Source organism: Pseudoalteromonas sp. UBA2102 (genome assembly GCF_002331165.1).
Lineage (GTDB): Bacteria > Pseudomonadota > Gammaproteobacteria > Enterobacterales > Alteromonadaceae > Pseudoalteromonas > Pseudoalteromonas atlantica.
The window spans coordinates 43914-65625 of the sequence record NZ_DCYU01000091.1 but is presented as its reverse complement, the minus strand read 5'-3'; the positions used below and the strand labels follow the sequence as shown (position 1 = coordinate 65625).

Annotated in this window: 23 protein-coding genes; 16 read left to right on the top strand and 7 right to left on the bottom strand. The window is 38.7% G+C overall.

Features of this window, described 5'->3' with window-relative positions; genetic code table 11:
* Nucleotides 1-67 precede the first annotated feature (67 nt).
* Entirely contained in the window at nt 68-2914 is a 2847-nt protein-coding gene (locus B2R65_RS12750; protein ID WP_286743203.1) for a TonB-dependent receptor domain-containing protein, read from the bottom strand.
* Between the two features lie 563 nt (nt 2915-3477).
* A complete protein-coding gene (locus tag B2R65_RS12745; protein WP_029771981.1) occupies nt 3478-6330 on the bottom strand; it encodes a TonB-dependent receptor domain-containing protein in 2853 nt (950 codons plus the stop codon).
* A gap of 526 nt (nt 6331-6856) precedes the next feature.
* On the opposite strand from B2R65_RS12745, the gene B2R65_RS12740 reads away from it, so the two are divergent.
* The gene (locus tag B2R65_RS12740) at nt 6857-7246 is read left to right on the top strand and encodes a cytochrome b562 (protein WP_029771982.1); all 390 of its coding nucleotides are present in this window, start codon (nt 6857-6859) and stop codon (nt 7244-7246) included.
* Between the two features lie 200 nt (nt 7247-7446).
* Entirely contained in the window at nt 7447-7833 is a 387-nt protein-coding gene (locus B2R65_RS12735) for an OsmC family protein (protein WP_029771983.1), read from the top strand.
* A 51-nt stretch (nt 7834-7884) separates the two neighbouring features.
* Here B2R65_RS12735 and ykgO read toward each other — a convergent pair whose 3' ends face one another.
* Complete coding sequence (ykgO, locus tag B2R65_RS12730; RefSeq protein WP_004586489.1) at nt 7885-8019, bottom strand: type B 50S ribosomal protein L36; 135 nt, start codon at nt 8017-8019, stop codon at nt 7885-7887.
* On the bottom strand, nt 8019-8282 hold the full coding sequence (locus tag B2R65_RS12725) for a type B 50S ribosomal protein L31 (protein WP_004586488.1): 264 nt from the start codon (nt 8280-8282) through the stop codon (nt 8019-8021). Before B2R65_RS12725 ends, ykgO begins: the two co-directional genes overlap by 1 nt.
* 224 nt (nt 8283-8506) lie before the next feature.
* Here B2R65_RS12725 and B2R65_RS12720 point away from each other — a divergent pair, with 224 nt between their 5' ends.
* Entirely contained in the window at nt 8507-8773 is a 267-nt protein-coding gene (locus tag B2R65_RS12720) for a hypothetical protein (protein WP_024031803.1), read from the top strand.
* A 189-nt stretch (nt 8774-8962) separates the two neighbouring features.
* On the opposite strand, the gene B2R65_RS12715 is transcribed toward B2R65_RS12720, so the two are convergent.
* Together B2R65_RS12715 and B2R65_RS12710 are read right to left on the bottom strand one after the other, a co-directional pair.
* Nucleotides 8963-10006, bottom strand: coding sequence for a metal-dependent hydrolase (locus B2R65_RS12715; protein ID WP_286743183.1), 1044 nt, complete (start codon nt 10004-10006; stop codon nt 8963-8965).
* A 266-nt stretch (nt 10007-10272) separates the two neighbouring features.
* Complete coding sequence (locus tag B2R65_RS12710) at nt 10273-11160, bottom strand: LysR family transcriptional regulator (protein WP_286743181.1); 888 nt, start codon at nt 11158-11160, stop codon at nt 10273-10275.
* A 114-nt stretch (nt 11161-11274) separates the two neighbouring features.
* On the opposite strand from B2R65_RS12710, the gene B2R65_RS12705 reads away from it, so the two are divergent.
* From B2R65_RS12705 to B2R65_RS12695, 3 genes are all read left to right on the top strand, one after another.
* Complete coding sequence (locus tag B2R65_RS12705) at nt 11275-12447, top strand: MFS transporter (protein ID WP_004586485.1); 1173 nt, start codon at nt 11275-11277, stop codon at nt 12445-12447.
* 155 nt (nt 12448-12602) lie between these two features.
* Nucleotides 12603-13418, top strand: coding sequence for a 2,5-didehydrogluconate reductase DkgB (dkgB, locus tag B2R65_RS12700; RefSeq protein WP_121638473.1), 816 nt, complete (start codon nt 12603-12605; stop codon nt 13416-13418).
* Nucleotides 13419-13483: 65 nt separating this feature from the next.
* The gene (locus tag B2R65_RS12695; protein WP_004586483.1) at nt 13484-13771 is read left to right on the top strand and encodes a putative quinol monooxygenase; all 288 of its coding nucleotides are present in this window, start codon (nt 13484-13486) and stop codon (nt 13769-13771) included.
* A gap of 116 nt (nt 13772-13887) precedes the next feature.
* Here B2R65_RS12695 and B2R65_RS12690 read toward each other — a convergent pair whose 3' ends face one another.
* Nucleotides 13888-14541 (bottom strand): DUF6058 family natural product biosynthesis protein, encoded by a 654-nt coding sequence (locus tag B2R65_RS12690; RefSeq protein ID WP_064387197.1) that lies wholly within the window; start codon nt 14539-14541, stop codon nt 13888-13890.
* Between the two features lie 172 nt (nt 14542-14713).
* Here B2R65_RS12690 and dapA point away from each other — a divergent pair, with 172 nt between their 5' ends.
* The 10 genes from dapA (at nt 14714) to B2R65_RS12640 (ending at nt 21712) form a co-directional block, all read left to right on the top strand.
* Nucleotides 14714-15631, top strand: coding sequence for a 4-hydroxy-tetrahydrodipicolinate synthase (gene dapA, locus B2R65_RS12685; protein ID WP_029771987.1), 918 nt, complete (start codon nt 14714-14716; stop codon nt 15629-15631).
* 119 nt (nt 15632-15750) lie between these two features.
* Nucleotides 15751-16446 (top strand): beta-ketoacyl synthase chain length factor, encoded by a 696-nt coding sequence (locus B2R65_RS12680; RefSeq protein WP_095206597.1) that lies wholly within the window; start codon nt 15751-15753, stop codon nt 16444-16446.
* A complete protein-coding gene (locus B2R65_RS12675) occupies nt 16439-17224 on the top strand; it encodes a lysophospholipid acyltransferase family protein (protein WP_054981881.1) in 786 nt (261 codons plus the stop codon). The genes B2R65_RS12680 and B2R65_RS12675 overlap by 8 nt, the downstream gene beginning before the upstream one ends.
* Nucleotides 17221-17478 carry a phosphopantetheine-binding protein gene (locus tag B2R65_RS12670; RefSeq protein ID WP_004586478.1) on the top strand — a complete coding sequence of 86 codons (258 nt, stop codon included), beginning with the start codon at nt 17221-17223 and terminating at the stop codon, nt 17476-17478. The genes B2R65_RS12675 and B2R65_RS12670 overlap by 4 nt, the downstream gene beginning before the upstream one ends.
* 22 nt (nt 17479-17500) lie before the next feature.
* Nucleotides 17501-17746, top strand: coding sequence for an acyl carrier protein (locus B2R65_RS12665; protein WP_004586477.1), 246 nt, complete (start codon nt 17501-17503; stop codon nt 17744-17746).
* Between the two features lie 104 nt (nt 17747-17850).
* On the top strand, nt 17851-18315 hold the full coding sequence (locus tag B2R65_RS12660) for a COG4648 family protein (protein WP_286743162.1): 465 nt from the start codon (nt 17851-17853) through the stop codon (nt 18313-18315).
* A complete protein-coding gene (locus B2R65_RS12655) occupies nt 18308-19672 on the top strand; it encodes an AMP-binding protein (RefSeq protein ID WP_286743161.1) in 1365 nt (454 codons plus the stop codon). The genes B2R65_RS12660 and B2R65_RS12655 overlap by 8 nt, the downstream gene beginning before the upstream one ends.
* Nucleotides 19656-20021, top strand: coding sequence for an ApeI family dehydratase (locus tag B2R65_RS12650; RefSeq protein WP_029771994.1), 366 nt, complete (start codon nt 19656-19658; stop codon nt 20019-20021). Before B2R65_RS12655 ends, B2R65_RS12650 begins: the two co-directional genes overlap by 17 nt.
* Nucleotides 20014-20763, top strand: coding sequence for a glycosyltransferase family 2 protein (locus B2R65_RS12645; RefSeq protein ID WP_286743159.1), 750 nt, complete (start codon nt 20014-20016; stop codon nt 20761-20763). Before B2R65_RS12650 ends, B2R65_RS12645 begins: the two co-directional genes overlap by 8 nt.
* Nucleotides 20753-21712, top strand: coding sequence for an LpxL/LpxP family acyltransferase (locus tag B2R65_RS12640; protein WP_029771996.1), 960 nt, complete (start codon nt 20753-20755; stop codon nt 21710-21712). The genes B2R65_RS12645 and B2R65_RS12640 overlap by 11 nt, the downstream gene beginning before the upstream one ends.

Genomic DNA, 21712 nt, shown 5'->3' with positions numbered 1-21712 from the left:
TAAGCTCATTGGTATAAAAAGGCTCGCAGTGCGAGCCTTTAACTTAATTAATAAACGTTGTTACTAATTATAAGCTGTAGCTTAAGTTAATGTAGCCAAAGCGGCCAATGTTATCGTAACTTGCGCTGTTTTCGCCTGTCCCGCGTGTACCGTACGGAAGTTTACGATTAAATAGGTTATCAACACCTACTTTAACGCCTAAGCCGCTATCGAAGTTGTAACCCACTGTCATATCGGTAATAAAGTATTTACCGTAAGACATTTGGTTACTTGGGTTCGAGTTACTCGCAAGCTCTACATTTGTGTATAAATCAACTTCGCTGATAAAGCGTGTTTCAACCGTTGAATAAAAGTTATCCATTAAGTAGCTTACAGATAGGTTAGTCTGCCATTTCGCTTCGCCGGTTGTACCTGCGTACTCAATATATGAACTAGGATCATCCTGGAACGGGTAATCTTTGCGTTCAATAAGGTAAGTACCAATTAAACGTGTTTTAAAGCTACCTTCTAGCGCATCAAAGTCATAGCCTAGTTCAAAATCAACACCAGACGCCTTTTGACCAGCTACGTTAAGCACTGAGTTTTGAATCAGCGAAATTTCACCACTGGCATTACGTGTAATTAAATTACAGTACTGATTGTCTATACCTGTTGTGCTATCAACACAGCGGTCGAGAATTTCTTGCGCGTCGATTGTGTCAATTGCATTTTCTAGATCAATTTCCCAGTAATCTATAGTAAGCACAGCGTTTTCTAAAAACTCTGGTTGATAAACAATACCTACCGTTGTACTTGTAGACTCTTCACCTTTAACATCACGGTTACCGCTTGTTAAGCCATCTAAAGAGGCTGAGTCGTAACCTGAGTTAAAGTCACTTGCAACACCTAATGCAGCACAGTTTGCTGTGCGTGTTGCTGCATTTGATAAATTAGCTATGTTTTCAGCGCGGCACGGGTCTTCTACATTGTAGAACGTTTGGCTTGCTGCACCAAATACTTCACTTATGTTAGGCGCACGAAGTGCTGCAGATTGCGTTACACGCACACGTAGTTCATCGTTAACAGTCCAATCAAGGCCTAGTTTCCAGCTAGTTGCTTCGCCAATTGTGCTGTAATCAGCATGACGTACTGCGGTATCAAATACTAAATCTTGAATAAGCGGTAAGTCAGTTAAAATAGGCATAGTTGCTTCAAAAAATGCTTCACGCACATTAAACGAGCCTTTATCTTCGCCTAAAGCGTTAAAAAATGTACCTTCTGCGTTATCTGGCTCTTTTGTTTCGCTTTCTTCTTTACGGTATTCAGCACCAAACGCAACACCTACGTAACCTGCTGGTAATTCAAAAATAGCGCCATTGGCAAGTGAACCAGAAACCACGGTTTGCTTAATAGTTGACGTACCTACAGATACCGTATTTATGTAATCAATCGCTTGCTGAGATGGTGCGCCAAAACCCATAATGTTTACCGGTACACAGCCATCAGCTTGTGCAGCAGCGCTGCGACATACGATGTTGCCATCTGCATCTTCAACGGCATCAAGGGCATTAAAGTAGTTGGCTAAAATCATATTAGCGCCATTTTCGCGCTCTAAGTCAGTTTGACCATACACAACTGATGTATCTAATTCCCAATCTTCAAACACAGTTCCTTTTAAGCCTGTAACAAAACGCGTTGTTTCACGGGTATTATTTTCAACGCGGCGGCCAAGGTCACTCATCATGCGGTTTATCATGATTGAATCAACGCCTTCCTCTTGCATACGCGCTTTGATATCTGGGTCTAGGTAAGGGTTATCAATTTTAATGCTGTTGTCGCTGTCAAAAAAGAAAAACGCAGGTTGACCTATGCTTTCGCCTTGGCTGTTTACGTATTTTGCATCAAAGTAGACGTTTAAATCGTCGGTAACATCGTAGTTAACTTTAAAGTTTACGTTGTAACGCTCAAACTCAGGTTGTATTTCTTCAAATTGGCCTAGGTTAAAAAAGTCACATTCTGCACATGAATATGGATCTGCGTTATTGCCTATGTATAAGTCACGAGCACTGCTATCCGGGTTAAAGCTATTAATAAATTTACTTGGATCTTCAAGTGCATAAACACCTGCATCATTGATGGCGAAATAACCCGCATTAGGTGTTAAAATTTTATCAGGAAAGTCAGCACTATTTTTGTTCTCATCCGTTTGGGCTTGGTTAGGTAAGCTGCTAAAAGATGTGCTAGTCCAAGGGTGGTCAAGTGCATTTAATGAATCTTGGCCTGAGTACTCAATAGCAAAAGCGGCATTACCACGGTCGTTATCAAAATTAGAGCCGTACGAGAACGTTGCTTTTTCGTTGTTGTAGCTGTTTAAATCGGCAAAACCACGGGTAACGCTAAAATCCATACCTTCAATGTTGTCTTTTAATATAAAGTTGACAACACCTGTAACCGCATCTGCACCGTATACAGCTGATGCACCACCAGTAATAATTTCTACTCGCTCAACCCAGACGCTCGGAATAGTATTTGTATCTACAGCTTGAGAACCCGCTGAGCTAGATACGTGGCGCTTACCGTTTACAAGTACTAAGGTACGGTCGGTACCCATGTTACGTAAATCAAGAATGTTTAAACCAGCAGTACCAATAAAGCGGCCTGAGTTAGCCATTGAATATGTATTGCCAAGTGCTGGTAAGTTGTTTAGCGCTTCACCAATGTTTACAGCGCCAGTATTAATTAGCTGCTCGCCGCTTATAACTGTTACTGGTGCCGGTGCAATAGCGCCTTCACGTAAAATACGCGAACCCGTTACTTCAACGCGTTCAATTTTTGTCGCTTGCTCATCTTGTGCAAGTACAGAATTACTCGCTGTTGCAGCAGCAGTAATTAATGCACATTTAATACTAGTAGAAAGTAAATTATGACGTTTCATGTGTTTCCCAAAGGAGATTTTATAATAATTAAATACATTAACTTTTTAGCTAAATACACAGTGCATTTAGCCTAAGCCCTATAACTTTTGTTATAGGGCCGGCGATTATTGCATGCTGAAACAATGAATAGAAGCGTCGTAATTTTTGCTTTTTCAGTAAGTTAACTCTTTATTAAATTGTCTAAAGTTGCCGCTTGTTAGTATTAACGCAACAATAAATCACTCGGGTTTTGTTAATACTAATGAGGGTTAAAAGGGCTTAGTGTTACATTTTTTGTTGTTTTACAGGTGTGTTTACGTTTGGTTGATTTATTGGTTTGTTTTTTAATCTTTTAATGGCTTTGAAGTTGGCGTGGGGCTTAACTATGTTTTGCTCGTAAATTGAACTGCTGAGTTGAAAGTGAGCTTTAATGTGTTTTTAATGTAATTACTTTGTGTCGGTTGGCCCCGAAAAAGTAACATGATGAAACAGTTATATGTTTCTAAAAACAATAAATTGAGTAAATTTCATCTAAAAAAATAAAAAAGGCCCAATTAAGGGCCTTTCTAGGGAGGGTTAAAAACTAAAAATCGTATGATAAGTTTACATAGCCAAAACGGCCAATATTATCGTAACTTGCACTACCACTACCTGTACCGCGTGTACCGTATGGAAGCTCTCTGTTAAATACGTTATCTACACCTAATTTAACACCCATGCCATTATCAAAGTTATAACCTACTGTTATATCTGAAATAATATAAGTGCCATAGTTCATTAAGCTACTAGGGTTAGGGTTGTCTTCAAGTTCTTGTTCTGTGTATAAGCTCACTTGTTCAATATATCGAGTGCTTAAAGAGGTGTAGAAACGCTCGTAGCTATACTCTATATTAATGTTAGCTTGCCACTCAGCTTCGCCAGTTGTACCCGCATATTCAATGAACTCTTCTGGTTCATCTTGGAATGGGAACTCTTTACGTTCAATTAAGTAAGTACCAATTAAACGGGTTGCAAAGCTACCCTCAAGGGCATCAAAGTCATAAGCAAGTTCAAAATCAATACCAGAAGCTTCTTGGCCTGATACGTTTAGAACTGAGTTTTGAATTAGCGTAATTTCACTGTTTGCATCACGCGTTATTAAATCACAGTATTGATTTTCAATACCTGAAGTGCTGTCGACACAGCGATCCAGAATTTCTTGAGATGCAATTGTAGAAATCGCATCTTCTAGTTCTATTTTCCAGTAATCTAGCGTTAATACTGCATTTTCAATGAAATCAGGCTGGTACACTAAACCTATCGTTGTACTTGTTGATTCTTCACCTTTAACATCACGGTTACCGCTTTGTAAGCCTTCAAGTGTTTGTGAATCGTAGTCTGATTCAAAGCCAACTGGTACACCAAGCGCAGCACAGTTAGCACGGCGAGTGTCGCTATTTTGTAAATCATTTAAGTTATCGGCTAAACAAGGATCATCTACGTTATAGAAAGTCTGGCTAGGTGCGCCAAAAATTTCACCAATATTAGGCGCTCTTAGTGCCTCAGACTGTGTAAATCGCAAGCGTACTTGGTCATTAACAGTCCAATCTAAGCCAAGCTTCCAGCTTGTTGCATCACCAATGGTGCTGTAATCAGCGTAACGCACAGCTGCATCCAGTACTAAATCTTGAACAAAAGGAAGATCAGAGACTAAAGGGATAGTGGCCTCAGCAAAAACTTCATTTACATCAAATTCGCCCTTATCCTCACCTAAAGCATTGAAGAAAGTCCCCTCAGCGTTATCAGGTTCAATTGTTTCACTTTCTTCTTTACGGTATTCAACACCAAATGCCATACCAACATAACCTGCCGGTACTTCAAAAAGTGCACCATTTGCCAGCGAAGCTGAAACCACTGTTTGTGTGATTTCAGAAGTACCGGTCGATACGGTATTAATATAATCAATGGCTTCTTGGCTAGGTGCGCCAAAACCCATAATGTTTACAGGCACACAGCCGTCAGCACGTGCAGCTTCACTACGACATACAATGTTGCCTTCGTCATCTTCAATTGCATCAAGCGCGAAAGAATAGTTATCTAAAATCATATTAGCGCCATTTACACGCTCAAGTTCGGTTTTACCACGAACCACTGAAGCATCTAGATCCCAATCTTCTAAAACTGTTCCTTTTAAACCCGCTACAAAGCGCGTGGTTTCACGCGTGTTATTTTCGATACGACGACCTAAATCTGTCATCATACGTAAAACATTAATCGAGTCGACGCCTTCACCATCATTAGCCTCTTCCATTAATGTTCTGACGCTGTCATCTAAGTATGGGTTATCTATACTGATTGTATTTCTAGGATCGCCAAAGAAGAATGCTGGTTGACCAATGCTTTCACCTTCACTGTTGACGTATTTTGCTTCAAAATAAGCATTTAAGTCTTCTGTTACGTCATAGTTGACTTTGAAATTAACATTGTATCTTTCAAATTCAGGTTGTATTTCATCAAATTGTGCAAGGTTAAACGAGTCACAATCGGCACACAGTAGTCCATCAACATTGTCACCAATATAAATATCACGCTGTGTTCCATCTGGATTAAACGTATTTACATAGCCGTTACCTACGCTAAATACGCCTGCGTTATTAATTGCATAGTAGCCTGCATTTGGTGTGTAAATTTTATCAGGAAAGTTTGGGTCATCTTTATTAGCATCAGTTTGTGCTTGGTTGCGTAAACTTGAGTAAGAGCCGTCTGTCCACGGGTGATCAAGTGCGTTTAATGAGTCTTGACCAGAGTATTCAACTGCAAATGCTGCGTTACCGCGGCCATTATCAAAGTTTTTACCATATGAAAAAGTGGCTTTTTCGTTGTTATAATCACTTAGATCAGAAACCCCTTTAGTCACACTTACGTTTAAGCCTTCAATGTTGTCTTTTAAGATAAAGTTAACGACGCCCGTTACCGCATCCGCACCATAAACGGCCGATGCACCACCGGTAACTATTTCAACGCGCTCAACCCATACACTTGGAATAGTATTCGTATCGACTGATTGAGAGCCCGCAGAACTTGAAACATGGCGCTTTCCATTAACAAGTACTAAGGTACGGTCTGTACCCATATTACGTAAATCAAGAATATTTAAACCGGCAGTACCAATGAACCTGCCTGAGTTTGCAAGTGAGTATGTATTACCTAACGCTGGTAATTTGTTTAAGGCTTCACCAATATTAACTGCGCCGGTGTTAATAAGATCTTCGCCAGAGATAACGGTAACAGGGGCTGGGGCTATTGCGCCTACACGGCTGATCTTAGAACCTGTTACTTCTATTCTTTCTAATTTTTTTTCATCCTCTTCTGCCGCTAATGATGAAAATGCTAAACCTGCAGTTGAGAGACAAAGTGCAGCTTTAATACTGTGAGAGACTATATTAAACGTTTTCATTGAAATTCCCTAGATGATTACTTGTGATTTTAGGTACAGCTCTTGTGCAATGTGTATTAATTACTACGAGCTGTTTATTTATTATTTACATTGCACATTAACAATTAACATGGATATATATGGGAACAACTAATTTTCGCTGAAATCACAATAAAATAAGCCCAAATACAGTGTTAATTAAATGAAAAAAACATGCTTAACCTTTGTTTTAAAATAAGATTATTCTTTTAATTGAAATTGTTGTCACTGTTTTTAAGTTGTATTTAATATACGTAATTCATGTATTTGTATTGATGTTTTTGAGTTTTTATTAGGCGGTGTTAATTTCTATTGTCCCTTTTATGGGGTGTGTTTTTAAGGTGTATTATTTGTGTTTACTGTTTAGTTACATTTATAAAGGTAATACTTGTTACTTACTCGTTTATTGTAAAGCCCCTTTACAGTTACCTAGCTTCCTATGCGCCTTGAGTTACTTTATTACGTAAACTTGATACACTTATACTGTTTTTTATAAATAGGTTTTACCATGAAGTTTTTAGTTTTAATTTTTACTTTTGTATTCAGTACTGCGGCCTTTTCAGAGCAAGAAGTTGATCTCGAAGTTAATATGAAAAATACAGGCCTTGCATATAAAAATGCGGTGCAAGCAGTAGGTATAGGTGGCTTTAATACCGCCATAGATAAGTTTATTACTTTGGTTGAAACCAGTAAAAAAGCGACCTTTCATAAAGAAGCACAAATGTCGCTACAAGGGCTAGATAAAGTTATTGCGCAAGCAAAGTTGGCAAAAAAATTAGCGAATGAGCGCGGGCTTGATGCAGCAAAGCCAGCCCTTAAAAATATAGATGATTTACGCAAGAAGTATCATGAATTGCACGAGCCTCCAGGTTTTTTTGACTTATTGTTTGGTAATTAACCTCAGCTTTTTTGTAAATTAATGTCGAGCAGTTATTTCAGCGCTACATATGCTAACTTTTTCGCAGTAGCGCATTATTGATGCGCAGATTTGTGATGTTTTAATAAAATGTATAGCTGCAGATTAAAAAGTTTGAATGCTCATTTTTCAATATTTTAGTAAAGCTCTTATCTAGGGTGCAGATTAATTAAGGAATAGTAATGGAAATTTCAGTGTCATTGTTAGAGGGTCAAAAACAAAGTGCAAAATTTGGCGACCTTGAAGTAATAAGCGATCAAAGTATTAGTGCTGGTGGCGGTGCCGAACACCCAGAACCGTTTGACTACTTCTTAGTAAGCATGGTGCTATGTGCTGGGTTTTATGCACGTAAATTTTGTGAGCAACGCGATATCTCTACACAAGGGATGACGCTTACGCAAAATAATGAAAACGTAGATGAAGAAGGTAAAAAATTATTTTCTATCGAAATTAATTTACCAGATGGCTTTCCTCAAAAATATAAAAAAGCACTTATTGCTGCGGTTAATACGTGTACTGTTAAAAAAGTGATTCAGGCCCAACCTGAGTTTTCTGTAGTTGTTAAATAAAAAATACGGGTAAACATGGTTCGTTTACCCGTATACTTCACGGAATTAGTGTTATTTTTTCTTCATTCCTTGTACTGCTTTAAAACGTGGATTGTCTTTACATATTACAAAAACACGTCCTTTTCGCTTCACTATTTGACATCCTGGTCGTTGCTTAGCGCTTTTAAGCGAGCTTAATACTTTCATTACTCACCTTTTTTGGCAGTAGATAAGTTTTTAAAGCGACGGTTAAACTGCGCGACACGGCCGTCACTAGCCACTGTTTTTTGCTTACCAGTATAAAATGGGTGCGAGTCGCTAGACACATCAATAGGCACATACGGATACGTTTTCCCTTCAAGCTCAATAGTGCGGTCTGTTTTAATGGTTGAGCCAATAATGAAGTAGCTATCGGCAGCTGTATCGTGAAAAGCAACCACGTTGTAATCTGGATGGATATTAGGTTTCATAATACGCCTTAAGTTGTTATGTGATAATATAACTATAGGTTATCGCGTTTACGGCATGTGTGCAAATGATTTTTACTCTCATTTACTGGCATTTTTGCTGGCTAATTGCGCAAACAATTCAAAAAATAACCACTTAAACCAAAAATACTGGCTATTAGTTTTTAGGCTGTTATAACTATATAAAAAGTGTTAACAAGAAAATTTTTACGGTTTAGAGGTAAGCTATGAGCGACGCAGCACAACAAGAACAAATAGACCAAGGGGTGATGGAAACCCTTAGAGAGCGCGATCACACAGTCTTATCTGAGCAAATTAATCCAATAGACTGTACACACAACGATATTATTGAGCTATTAGCACAATATATGGCGTTAAGTGAGCAAGATAACGACGAACTATTTGACGATTGGTTTGATAATCTAAATAAAGAACAGCACACTGTTTTAAAAGTGTTTGAGGTATACCGCGGCCAATACGAGCACCAAAATTAATACTTAGGCGCAGCTGAAACGCTCACTTAGCTGCGCCTTATTAATTAACCACCAACCTGAGCTTTGGATAATAAAATTATCTCAAGCTGCTAATTTGTTTTGTTTTCACTTAAAATTTTTAGCTAGCGAAAGCAAACTTAAATATTTTAACGCCAGCTCAGATTAATGAATGCAATTATAATCAGAGTGTTAAGGCGTTTTCATACAGTTTTTGTCTGCATAGGGAGGGGCTAAACTGACATCAGGGTTCCAAATTCTACCCCACACTTTACTTAGGCTACTTAAATTTGAGCGCTGATTTAGTTTTTCAAAGTTGCTTACCTGCACTCCTTTGTTGGTTTTTTCACCAACTGCAAAATTAAATACGTAATAACACTCCATGCCCATACGTAAGTCAGATAAAACAATTTTATTTTGCTGCTCTTTCACGCTATAAAAACCTTTAGTAAACCACTGCAAACGTTTTATGCCCCATTCATTTTTAATATCGTTTAGCAAAGCGGGGCTTGTGTTATAGCTGTTTATTGTAACCTCTTCAGGGGAGTCAAATACCGAGGCATAACTTATGTAATATTGCCCATCAGACATCGCAACAACTCGCCATAGCAAGGTTGTAAGCGGGGCGGGGGTGCTTACATAGTTATTAATGTGTATGTGTTTATGTGCAAACGCGGCGTCTATTTTATTGTTAATTATTACTTTTAAAATAAGAGAGCTACATAAATAAAGGCTACTGAGCACAAGCATAGCGGCGTTAATTTTATAAATGCGCGGTGTGTGTATTTTAGGTATTAAAGTGCACAGAAAGGCCAAGAATAACGGCAGGGTGTACAGGGGATCGATTATAAATATATTTGAAATAGCAAAAGGGTGCTCGCTAAGCGGCCAGATTAATTGCGTACCATATACTGTAAAGCTATCAAGTAATGCATGGGTCGATAAACATAAAAATACCAGCCAAAACCAGCGTGCTTTATGTATTTGCATACCGGAGTGTATTTTTAAAATAAGCCAAACAATAAGTGGGCTAATTAATAAATGCACTATAAACGAATGGCTGAAACCTCGATGATAAGTAAATGCCTCCACTGGCCCGCCATAAGGAATAAAAACATCTAAGTCGGGTAAAGTACCTAAAGCAGCACCCCATAAAGCGGCTTTTCGGCCAATTTTATTACCTAATACGGCGTAACCTACTGCGCTACCTAAAACTACCTGCGTTAACGAGTCCATTTTATTCCTTCTTATTTAGGGTGTTAGTTATGCTGCCCTTGGGCTTAAAACCAATCCACAATAATACTTAATCATATTGCGGGGCTAAACGTGTCGCTACCTGCGTTAAAAAATTTTAATTTACGACTGCATGGATGCAGAAGGTAGAGCAATGCAGGAGCAATTGCTGAGAACAACGAAATAGCAAATTTTTTGCTTAGCTATCCACACGTTTTTCCAGTCACAATATAGATTACTTAATTAAGCGTTTGGTATAAAAACGTCACTTACAATTTCAGCAGTGGTTTTATAAAATCTAAAAAAGCCATTATACGCGACGATACAGCACTGTTTTTGTAATACACCGCTTGCACAATTTCGCGGTTGTTTGGCGTGCTGATACTCCCTGGCAGTATTTCTATTAGCTTGCCTGATTTTAAATCATCACCAATCATAAAGTGCGAAAGCAGCGCCACCCCTTGGTTTGCTAAGCATAGCTGGCGTACAGTTTCGCCGCTACTGGCAGATAAGCCAAAATTTAAAGCTGTGGGCGATTTTAGCGGCCAGTTATTAAGTTTGGGCGAGTCGGTAAAACCAATGAGTTTATGCTGGGTTAAGTCGCTGGTGTGCGAAATAGTCGGTGTATGTTTAAGGTAACTAGGGCTTGCAACTAAATGCAATTTACTTACGCCGAGCTTTTTTGCATGTAGGTTAGAGTCTTTTAACTCACCTATACGAATTGCTAAGTCGGTTTTATGTTCGAGCAAGTCAATAATGCTGTCGTGGGAGGTTATATCAAGCGTAATGTGAGGATATTGCGCATTAAATTCAGCAATTAAAGGTACCAATTGGTGCAGTACAAAGGGGCTTGCTGCGTCAATACGTAATTTTCCACTAGGGGCTTGTTTTAAAAGCTTTATGGCTTCTTCGCCGGTTTGTAAGGTGTTTAAGCCATCGCGAGCATATTTAATAAAGGTATGGCCCTCTTCGGTTAGTTCTAATCGGCGAGTGGTCCTATTTAGTAATGTACATTGTAACGTGTTTTCAAGGCGAGACACGGCCCGCGACACTTTTGCTACTTGCTGATCAAGCAAATTAGCTGCTGCTGAAAAGCTTCCGCTATCTACTACCGTTAAAAACATTTCTAAGTCTTCGGTTTTTGCATGCTGAGCCATACGTGAGCACCTTACTTTTGCATTAATTACAAAAGTATTTTGTCACTAATGCTATTTTTTGCAAACACATTTTTAGTCAAACTGTAAGTCTTAACTAATAATGAGGATTTAATTATGCCATTGGCTTTGTGGGCGCTCACCTTAAGCGCATTTGCAATAGGAACAACCGAGTTCGTAATAGTGGGATTAGTGCCTACTATTGCAAACGACTTAGGCGTAAGCCTACCTTCAGCGGGTTTGCTAGTTAGTTTATATGCAGTAGGGGTTGCCATTGGTGCACCAGTACTGACCGCACTAACTGGGCGTTGGAACCGTAAAATTGTACTAATAAGCTTAATGGGCTTATTTGTTTTAGGTAACTTACTTGCATGGCAAGCGCCTAGTTACGAAACATTAATACTAGCGCGTATTTTAACAGGCTTGGCTCACGGGGTGTTTTTCTCAATTGGCTCAATGATTGCCACAAGCTTAGTAAGTAAAGATAAAGAAGCCAGTGCTATTGCTATTATGTTTACCGGACTTACTGTAGCGCTAGTGACGGGTGTGCCACTAGGCACTTGGATTGGCCAACACTTTGGCTGGCGAGCAACGTTTTTAGTGGTGTCGGTACTGGGTTTAATCGCTTTAATTGGCAGCGCTATTTTAGTACCAAAAAACTTAAAACAGTCTATTCCGGCAACGTTTAAAGAGCAGCTTCAGGTTATTGTTAAGCCGCGCTTATTACTCGTATATTTAATGACAATTTTAGGTTACGGCGGCACGTTCACTGCGTTTACTTACTTAGCACCTATTTTAGAGCAAGAAACAGGTTTTGCTCCTTCAGCGATTGGTTTAATTATGCTGGTTTACGGTGTATCGGTAGCCATTGGTAATATTTGGGGCGGAAAACTGGCTGATAAACGCGGCCCAATTAGCGCACTGAGTATTATATTTAGCGCGCTGACAATTATTTTATTGGCTTTTACTTTTACGATGGAGTCAAAAGTAGCGGCCGTACTGACTATTTTAGTATGGGGTGCATTTGCGTTTGGTAACGTACCGGGCTTACAGCTTTATGTCGTAAAACAGGCGCAAAAGCATACTCCTAATGCGGTAGATGTCGCATCGGGCTTAAACATAGCAGCGTTTAATATTGGTATCGCACTGGGCTCAATTATTGGTGGCAGTGTAGTAGAGGGCATGTCACTTCAAGATACCGCTTGGATTGGCGCAGCAATTTGTGCTCTAGCATTAGTAGTAACTCGTTACAGTGGCATGCTTGATAAGCGAGAAGTGAAACAAGCATAAAGTATTCTGTTAAGGTTGAAACTTAAATTTATGACCTCATTACCTGTATTGAGGTCATAAATTTTTAGGTGACAACACAAAAGAAGTAAAAGGTGTATTTCGTAAAACTTTAAACAGTTTGTATTTTTAACCGATTATTTTATAAGGATAGAGCCATGACACAACGTGTAATAGAAATGCCAGATTTAGGCATGGGAACATTCCGTTTAGAAGGCGATACCGCCTACAATTCAGTAAAAATGGCGTTAGAAGTGGGGTTTCGTCATATTGATACTGCGCAAATTTATGGTAACGAAGAGCAAGTAGGCCAAGCCATAAAAGATAGTAACATTCCGCGCAGCGAAATATTTTTAACCACCAAAGTGTGGAACAACAAACTTAATAAAACTGACTTTATTGCCAGCGTTGAAAAGTCACTTGAGAAATTACAAGTAGACTCTGTCGATCTACTGCTTATTCATTGGCCTGCGCCTTCAAATGATGAGCCAATGAGTGAGTACTTAACGGAGCTTTTAAAAGCTAAGCAGCTTGGTTTAACAAAACATATTGGCGTATCTAATTTTACTATTGCCAACTTAAACGAAGCAATGCAAACACTTGATTCGCGTGAAATATTTACTAACCAAGTTGAGGTGCATCCGTATTTAACCAATACTAAGCTACGCGCTTTTTGTGCCCAGCACGACATTCACGTTACAGCGTATATGCCATTTGTAGTTGGTAAAGTACTAAAAGATCAAACTATTATCGATATTGCTAATAAGCATGAGGCATCGCCAGCGCAAGTAGTTATTGCATGGGTTAATGCCAACGGCATGACCACTATTCCATCGTCAACTAAGCGTAAAAACTTAGAAGATAACTTTAATGACCATGTTAAATTAGACGCTGAAGACATTGCTCGTATTGACGGACTTGATTGTGGCGACCGCCAAGCAACGCCTGATTTTGCGCCGCAGTGGGATCAGTAATAAAATACGCAAAACAACATTAGGTGTAGCAAAGCTGCACCTTTATTTTTTTAAAAGGACTCCGTATGTTAACGGTAATTGCCACTATAGCGAGCAAAAATATCGACGCAGAGGTTGTTTTAACTGCGCTCGAAAATCTGCAAAAGTATTCACGTCAAGAAGTGGGTTGTTTGCGTTACGAGTTGTCGGTTAAACGAGACTCAGACAATACCGAGTACCTTGTAAGTGAGCAGTGGGCGTCGCAAGAACACTTTGAAGCTCATAAACAAGAGCCTCACTACAAAGCATTTGGTACCCAAGTTACCGGGCTTGTAACAAGCAGTAATATTGATGTGTACAACACCATCGGCTAGTAAAAGCACTCTTAATATTAGTTAATGAGTAAAATACAGTGGCGGCGTAAGCATACATCGCCATTTGCGTTACTTAGTCTTTTAAATACCCACCTCGTATTAAAACCTCAGCCATTTTATTTAATCGATAAATCGTACTTTAAAATAAGTGCATCTATGTAACGGGCACGTAATGTGTGTTGTTTTTCGTGATCGGCGCCGTGGCCTAATGCTTTATTGAGTAATTTCATCGCGGGGTGAAGCTGCGTACGCTCTTGTTGATTTAAACTTCCTTTAGTGCGCAATTCAGTAATATCGTCTACCAGCAAGCGGCCTATATCCACACATACTATTTCGTCAATTAAACCGTTTTGTGTCAGTACGCCGTATTTGCTGCATAAAAACTGTTGCCACACTTGCTGTAAATGCTCGTCTATTTCGCAGCCAAATAATTCTTCATTAAAACTAAAACCTTGCTGGGCAAGTTTACTCAGGCTTGCCGTGTACTGCTGCGCAAAGTAATTAAAGGCATTGCTTGAGGATTCAATTTTTTGTTTTATTAGCCCTTGCCCCCAATTTACACAGCCGCGCGGGTAATAGTCATCGTACTCTTCACATTCATACAAACCAGAGTACGAGCTGCAACTTAATTGGCTTTTTATACAATAACTTGGTTTAGGAAAAATACTTTGCTGCTGCCATGTATCTAGTTGCTCGGCATCAATATTTAAAGCATGGCAAAGCTCATCGGTGTTATAAAAATGAGTGGCTAAGTAGTCAGATAAACGCATAATGGCTCGCTTAAAGTTAAAAATACAAACACTGTTTAAATGTACAGTATTTGTATTTTGTATTATCAAACTAAATAACACAAGCCATTTTACGTTTATTATTCGCTTAGGCCTGCAAAAATGCGTGCAAGTATGTTACAAATAGCGCAAGTTTTATAAATAATGAATTTTTATGCGCACCCTAGAACAAATTAAACAAGCAAGCTTAATTACCGCCATTAAAACCCCATACTTAGCGAATGGTGAAATAGATTTAGCAAAGTACGATGAACTCGTTGAAATACAAATTGCAGCGGGTGTAGATGGCATTGTGGTTGGTGGTACAACCGGCGAAGGCCAGCTAATGAACTGGGAAGAGCATTTAATGCTTATCGCGCACAGTGCAAATAAATATGGCGATAAGCTGGTGATTGTAGGGAATACGGGGAGCAATAATACTCGCGAAGCTATTAAAGCCACTAAGTATGGCTTTGCAAGTGGTATGCATGCCGCGCTGCAAATTAACCCATATTATGGCCGCACCTCTATTGCCGGTGTTAACGAGCACTTTAAACGTGTACTGGATATTGGCCCTGCGTTTATTTACAACGTAGCAGGGCGCACAGGGCAAGATTTAACCCCTGATATTATTGAGCCATTAGCAAAACACCCTAATTTAATTGGTGTAAAAGAATGTGGTGGTAACGAGCGTATTGCCCATTACGAACAGCAAGGCATTGCGTGTTGGTCAGGTAACGATGACGAAGCACACGATGCACGCCACACACACAATGCACACGGTGTTATATCGGTCACATCTAATCTTATACCAGGGTTGTTCCGCCAATTAATGGATACTAAAAATGATGCGTTAAATACCTCATTACAACCTTTAATGAACTGGCTATTCTGCGAGCCAAACCCGATTGCAATAAACACCGCAATGATGATGACAGGCGCGGTAAATCCCGTATTTAGATTACCGTATGTTCCACTGAGCGATGAGCAACAAGCACAAGGCGAGGCCTTAATAAACGCGCTTAACGTTGATGATATTGTGGGCAATAAAGCTAAGTGTATAAAACAAAGTGATATTGCTTTGCTTTCTTAGGTTATATGAGCCAGCGCTGAACAGTTAGTAAGTGCTGGCATTTATTTAATGAATATTTTACTTTTATTGCTAATATCGGTAAAATTCTCGCCCCCTTACTTACTAAATAACGTTTATTTGTGAAATTTGTTGTTGAACAACTCGCTACATGGATTAAGCCTGAACAGCGACAAAGCCCCTCTGAAAATTGGTACGACTCATCACCAATTACATTAAGTTGGGTACCTGCAATGCAGCGCAGAAGAATGACACCATTTGTAAAAATGGTTTTACATACTGCGCACCAGGTTACAAATGATAAAGGGTATGAAAACATGCCTGTTATTTTTTCATCACGCCATGGCGATTTCCATAAAACAGCTAATTTATTAGGAGAGCTTGGTGAGAAACAACCTCTATCTCCGACAGGCTTTGGTTTAAGTGTGCACAACGCTGCGATTGGTATGTATAGCATTATTAGCGGTAACACCCAACCTATGAACGCTATCGCAGCGGGTAAGGATAGCTTTGCTTGCGCTTTGATTGAAGCATATATAAAGTTGGTTGAGTATAAACAACCACATATATTACTTGTGCATACAGATGAGTCACTCCCAGAGCCGTACACAACATTTGTTGATGAGGCACAAATAACACATTCTATTGCGTTAGTTATACGTTTAGCTACAGAAAAAGAAGCTCATTTTAGTTTAACTAAACAAGCCACTAACAATAGCGAACAAACAACTACTCCTTTAAGTTTAGAGCTTGCTAAAGCAATGTTTAACAAACAAAGCGCCAGTGCTAATGGTTGGTTGTTAACACACTATGCTTAATACAATAATAAGAGTAATAGGCCTTGTTTGGCGCATTATAGCCACTGGCCTTTGTTTTAGTGTATTTGGTTTAGGTGGGCTATTTTTAGCCTTACTACTATTCCCCGTGCAACGTTTATTTCAACGCTGTCCTGTAAAGCAAAAAGAAAATGCGCGTACGGTAGTGCATTATAGCTTTAAATTTTTTGTCGCTTTAATGCATTATACTGGCGCTATCCGTTTTCATATTAAAGATAAAGCCCATTTAGCTAATTTGAAAGGCGAGCTTGTTTTGGCTAATCACCCATCACTTATTGATGTTGTGGTACTTATATCGGTTATTAAAAATGTTGATTGCGTTGTAAAAGCACACCTTTTTAAAAACCCTTTTATGCGTGGTGTGATAAAAAGTACAGGTTATATAAGCAATGAAGACCCGCAAGAATTATTAAAAGAATGCGAGCAAACACTAAAAAGAGGGAATAACTTAATTGTTTTTCCTGAGGGAACACGTTCAGTACCTCATAATTCGCTTAAATTTAAAAGAGGGGCTGCAAATATAGCCCTTAGATGTCATGCCCCTATAACCACCGTATTGATTAAAATGAAACCTAATACGTTAACTAAAGGGACGCCTTGGTACAAAGTAGCCCCATACCAAGCGCATTTTTCTATGCAACTAGCACCACATTCTTTCAAAAGCGATATTATTTATACAAGCGACGTACCTGCAATACAGTCCCGCCAGCTTACGAAAGGCTTACAACAATACTTTACAAAAGAGCTTAGCTATATATGAGTGAATTAAAACAACAAATTAAACAATTGATTATTTCGAGCCTAGATCTTGAAGATATGACCACTGCCGATATAAAAGACGACGAGCCTTTATTTGTAGATGGTTTAGGGCTAGATAGCATTGATGCGCTAGAGCTCGGGCTTGCTATCAAAAAAGAATTTGACGTAAAAATTGATGCAAATTCAGAACAAACTAAAGCGCATTTTGCGAGTGTTAACTCTTTAGCGCAATTTATAGAACAATCACGTACTTAATTAACACACACTAGGAATAATAATGAAAACCGCTGCTGAAATTTATGATGTATTACACGGCATTTTAGAAAATGAATTTGAAATAGATGCTGAAGATATCTCTTTAGAAGCTAACCTGTACGAAGATTTAGACTTAGACAGTATTGACGCTGTAGATTTAGTTGTTAAGTTACGTGAAATTACAGGTAAGAAAATTGAGCCTGACGCATTTAAACAAGTTCGCACTGTGCAAGATGTTGTATCTGAAATAGAAAAGCTCGTTAAATAAGCATGTTTAAGGCATTTTTAACAGCGTTAATAATGATTTTTTTAACCTGTTACCCTTTCATTGTTTATATAGGGCTGACACGTTTCAACAGTTATTTACTCACTGTGATTTTATTAACACTGTTAATAATAAGGCTTTGGTTAAGCAAGCCTTTATTAGCTAAAATGCCATGGATAAAGCCAGCCTCATTACTTGGAATTTTAGCTATTGGCTTATCAAAAACGATGGGCAGTGATTTTGGTATTCGGCTTTATCCGGTTATTGTAAATACTGTTATGTTTTTTGTTTTTGCTTACTCGCTTTATAAAGGTCCAAGTATCATAGAAACGTTTGCGCGTATCACTGAGCCAAAGCTTGATAAAAGAGCCATTTCGTACACTAAAAATGTAACTAAAATATGGTGCGTTTTTTTTGTTTTTAACGCCAGTATAGCGTTATACACTAGTGTGTTTACAAGTCTTGATGTGTGGGCATTTTATAACGGTTTTATTGCATACATTATTATGGGTGTTTTATTTGCAATAGAGTGGTTAGTAAGGAAAAAAGTAAAAAGGAATGCAGGTGTTTAATACTTTAGATAACGCAAGCATAAATATTCGATTTAATCATAATGGCTCAGCGTTATCTGAGCGTCAATTTGTTAATGATATTAATCAAGTTTTGGCTAAAATTCCGCAATCGCCTACTAAAGCATCGGCAGTGCTTTTCAACAGTAGTAGCTATGATTTTGCTGTAAACCTTTTTGCATTGGCGCATAAAGGCTGGACTATAATTTTACCGCCTAATGGTCAAAGCGAAACACTCAATGCGCTTTTAGAGCAAACCCCTTACTATTTGGGCGATAGTGATTTAGTCGAACATGCGACTACGCCATTTGAAAATATTGGTAATTTAACAACGACACCTAACTACACACCGTTCAATAAAATTGCTTGGCCGAGTGAAGGTAACCTTGTTTTTTATACTTCTGGCTCTTCAGGTCAAGCTAAGCCTATTTTTAAATCGTGGCGTGTGCTTAATAAAGAGATAAAAACGCTCAACAGTACGTTTGCTTTAAAACGTAACCCTGTATTTATTGCCAGTGTTTCGCATCAGCATATTTACGGTTTGTTATTTAGAGTGTTATGGCCGCTTAGCAATAACCACATAATTGATACAGACTTGCTTAACTACCCCGAGCATATTGCTACTAAACTTAAAACAATTACACAGGCCGTGTTTATATCCAGTCCGGCACAGCTAAAGCGGCTGCATCAAGATAACGTTTTAATAGAAGAAAAGTCACATTTACAGTGGGTTTTCTCATCCGGTGGGCCGCTTCAAAATGAAGACGCTGTCACTTTAAATAAACAGCTAAATAAACCCATTACTCAAGTATTTGGCAGCACCGAAACTGGCGGAATTGCATATCGTCAGGTTGTGTCTTTAGAGAACGTTAGTCATTGGCAGCCATTTTTAGGGATCACATTACACAGTACCTCTGAACAACGATTAGTGTTGAATTCGCCTTTAGTTGAGCAAACAAACTATTTATTAGATGACCGAGGTACATTATTTCAAAATGGCCAATTTGAATTACTAGGTCGTTTTGACCGTATTATAAAGCTTGAAGAAAAACGCTTAAGCCTTGACGAACTAGAGCTACATTTATGCAAAAGTGAGTGGGTACAGGAAGCTAAAGTAATAACACTAAATGGGAAACGTTTAGTATTAGGCGCTGTTATAGTGCTTACACAGAAAGGACAAGCATATTTAAACGCCAATGGAAAGTTAGCGACTAATACGCTTTTAAAAGCACATACATTGAATCGTTTTGAAGGGATCTGTACGCCTAAAAAATGGCGTTTTCTAAATCAATTACCCTACAACACGCAAGCTAAAATAAATTTAAAAGTATTGGAGTCTCTTTTTGTCAAAGCTGATTAACACAAAGCCTGAACTTGTTAACTGTGTATCGTCAACGCAGAGTCATTGCCTAACGCTTTTTATACCGCCAAGTTTAGATTATTTTAAAGGTCACTTTAGTCAAGGGCCTATTTTAGCAGGTGTAGTGCAGCTCGATTGGGCCGTAGATGCCGTGCGAAAATACTTTAATGTTAAACGTGAAGTAAAAGATATTGAAGTGCTTAAGTTTCAGGTTGTTATTACCCCTGGTCTAACAATTAAATTAACTGTTGAAGAAAAGCCTGGCGGTAAGTATGGCTTTTCGTATCAATCAGATAAAGGCCAACACGCCTCAGGGCGTATAGTGTTTAAAAGTGATACAGATGAATAATTTTTGTATTGTTATACCTAATTTTAATCATGTAAGTGTTATAGATGAAGTACTTGCAACGTTATCTGAGTATACGCTGCCAATAATAATGGTTGATGATGCCAGTAGTGTGCAGGCTAAATCTCTTTTTGCTACTCTTGAGAAAAAATATGCCCACCTCACTCTTATATCGCATGAGCAAAATGAAGGCAAAGGCGGTGCGGTACAAACAGGATTGCGCTGCGCGTATGAGCAAGGTTATAGCCATGCAATACAAGTAGATGCAGATGGGCAACATAATTTATCAGATATCAAAAAGTTGATTGAGCTTTCAAACACACACCCACAGGCATTAATTAGTTGTTGCCCAGTGTATGATGAATCGGTTCCCAAGCACCGTTACTTAGCACGTTATTTAACCCATGTGTGGGTATGGATAGAAACGCTCAGCTTTAAAATTGTGGACTCAATGTGTGGTTTTAGAGTCTACCCTTTAAATGTGACTAATAAGCTTATGAGTGAGGTTAATCTCGGTAAGCGTATGGACTTTGATCCAGAAATACTGGTTAGGTTATATTGGCGCAACGTTCCATTTGTTTTTTTACCAAGCCAGGTTATTTACCCAGAAAATGGCTTGTCACACTTCCAGCCACTCCAAGATAATGTGCGTATTTCGTGGTTACATACGCGTTTATTTTTTGGCATGCTGCTTCGTTCACCTGTTTTACTATGGCATAAATATAAGAGACGTTATGGCCGTTAAACATTGGTCTAAAATGCAAGAGCGAGGTAACTTTTTAGGTATACAAATATTACTATTTGCCCATAAAGTACTTGGTCGTAAAGGGCTGTGGGTTATTTTGTTCCCGGTTGTTTGCTATTTGTTTATTACCGGTAAAGTTGCACGCGCGGCTTCTAAGCAGTTTTTAGTCCAAGTTAATAATTACAATAATGTTGAGCGTAAAGTAACTTTTAAACAACAGCTTATGCATTTTTGTAGTTTTGCCGATAGCGCCCTTGATAAAATTGATGGTTGGCTCGGTCGGATTTCAAAAAAGGATATCCAATATACTAATGAACAGCTGTTTATTGATTTAAATGAGCAACAGCAAGGGGCCATTTTTATTGGCTCTCACTTGGGTAACCTTGAGGTATGTAGAGCACTGAGCCAGCATCGCAGCAGTAAAAAAATTAATGTGCTTGTATTTACTCATCACGCTGTTGAATTTAATAAAATGCTTAAAAAAATTAACCCCGCGGTGTCGGTTAACTTAATTCAAGTGAGCGATATGGGGCCTGATCTAGCTATTTTATTAAAAGATAAAGTAGAGCAGGGTGAAATAGTCGTTATTGTTGGTGATAGAACAAGCGCTACAACGGGTGAGCGATCAACACGTGTTGAGTTTTTAGGTAAGCCAGCATCTTTTTCTCAAGGGCCTTTTATATTAGCTGCATTATTAGATTGCCCCGTTTACTTTTTATTTTGCTTAAAAGATAAAAAAACAAAAAAGTATCATGTGATTTTTGAACATTATAGCCAAACATTAAAAATACCCCGCTCACAAAGGCAAGGTCTATTAACCACTGTAATTACAGATTTTTCTGCACGTTTAGGCTTTTATGCCGCGCGGTATCCTTATCAGTGGTTTAATTTTTATGATTTTTGGCAAAACGATCAGCAAGTAGAACGCAGCAATGCAAAGGAGAAGTAG

What these genes read in the sequence shown, in the direction of transcription:
- B2R65_RS12750 (WP_286743203.1), bottom strand. Translation starts at nt 2,914, where the DNA reads ATGAAACGTCATAATTTACTTTCTACTAGTATTAAATGTGCATTAATT.
- B2R65_RS12745 (WP_029771981.1), bottom strand. Translation starts at nt 6,330, where the DNA reads ATGAAAACGTTTAATATAGTCTCTCACAGTATTAAAGCTGCACTTTGT.
- B2R65_RS12740 (WP_029771982.1), top strand. Translation starts at nt 6,857, where the DNA reads ATGAAGTTTTTAGTTTTAATTTTTACTTTTGTATTCAGTACTGCGGCC.
- B2R65_RS12735 (WP_029771983.1), top strand. Translation starts at nt 7,447, where the DNA reads ATGGAAATTTCAGTGTCATTGTTAGAGGGTCAAAAACAAAGTGCAAAA.
- ykgO (WP_004586489.1), bottom strand. Translation starts at nt 8,019, where the DNA reads ATGAAAGTATTAAGCTCGCTTAAAAGCGCTAAGCAACGACCAGGATGT.
- B2R65_RS12725 (WP_004586488.1), bottom strand. Translation starts at nt 8,282, where the DNA reads ATGAAACCTAATATCCATCCAGATTACAACGTGGTTGCTTTTCACGAT.
- B2R65_RS12720 (WP_024031803.1), top strand. Translation starts at nt 8,507, where the DNA reads ATGAGCGACGCAGCACAACAAGAACAAATAGACCAAGGGGTGATGGAA.
- B2R65_RS12715 (WP_286743183.1), bottom strand. Translation starts at nt 10,006, where the DNA reads ATGGACTCGTTAACGCAGGTAGTTTTAGGTAGCGCAGTAGGTTACGCC.
- B2R65_RS12710 (WP_286743181.1), bottom strand. Translation starts at nt 11,160, where the DNA reads ATGGCTCAGCATGCAAAAACCGAAGACTTAGAAATGTTTTTAACGGTA.
- B2R65_RS12705 (WP_004586485.1), top strand. Translation starts at nt 11,275, where the DNA reads ATGCCATTGGCTTTGTGGGCGCTCACCTTAAGCGCATTTGCAATAGGA.
- dkgB (WP_121638473.1), top strand. Translation starts at nt 12,603, where the DNA reads ATGACACAACGTGTAATAGAAATGCCAGATTTAGGCATGGGAACATTC.
- B2R65_RS12695 (WP_004586483.1), top strand. Translation starts at nt 13,484, where the DNA reads ATGTTAACGGTAATTGCCACTATAGCGAGCAAAAATATCGACGCAGAG.
- B2R65_RS12690 (WP_064387197.1), bottom strand. Translation starts at nt 14,541, where the DNA reads ATGCGTTTATCTGACTACTTAGCCACTCATTTTTATAACACCGATGAG.
- dapA (WP_029771987.1), top strand. Translation starts at nt 14,714, where the DNA reads ATGCGCACCCTAGAACAAATTAAACAAGCAAGCTTAATTACCGCCATT.
- B2R65_RS12675 (WP_054981881.1), top strand. Translation starts at nt 16,439, where the DNA reads ATGCTTAATACAATAATAAGAGTAATAGGCCTTGTTTGGCGCATTATA.
- B2R65_RS12670 (WP_004586478.1), top strand. Translation starts at nt 17,221, where the DNA reads ATGAGTGAATTAAAACAACAAATTAAACAATTGATTATTTCGAGCCTA.
- B2R65_RS12665 (WP_004586477.1), top strand. Translation starts at nt 17,501, where the DNA reads ATGAAAACCGCTGCTGAAATTTATGATGTATTACACGGCATTTTAGAA.
- B2R65_RS12645 (WP_286743159.1), top strand. Translation starts at nt 20,014, where the DNA reads ATGAATAATTTTTGTATTGTTATACCTAATTTTAATCATGTAAGTGTT.
- B2R65_RS12640 (WP_029771996.1), top strand. Translation starts at nt 20,753, where the DNA reads ATGGCCGTTAAACATTGGTCTAAAATGCAAGAGCGAGGTAACTTTTTA.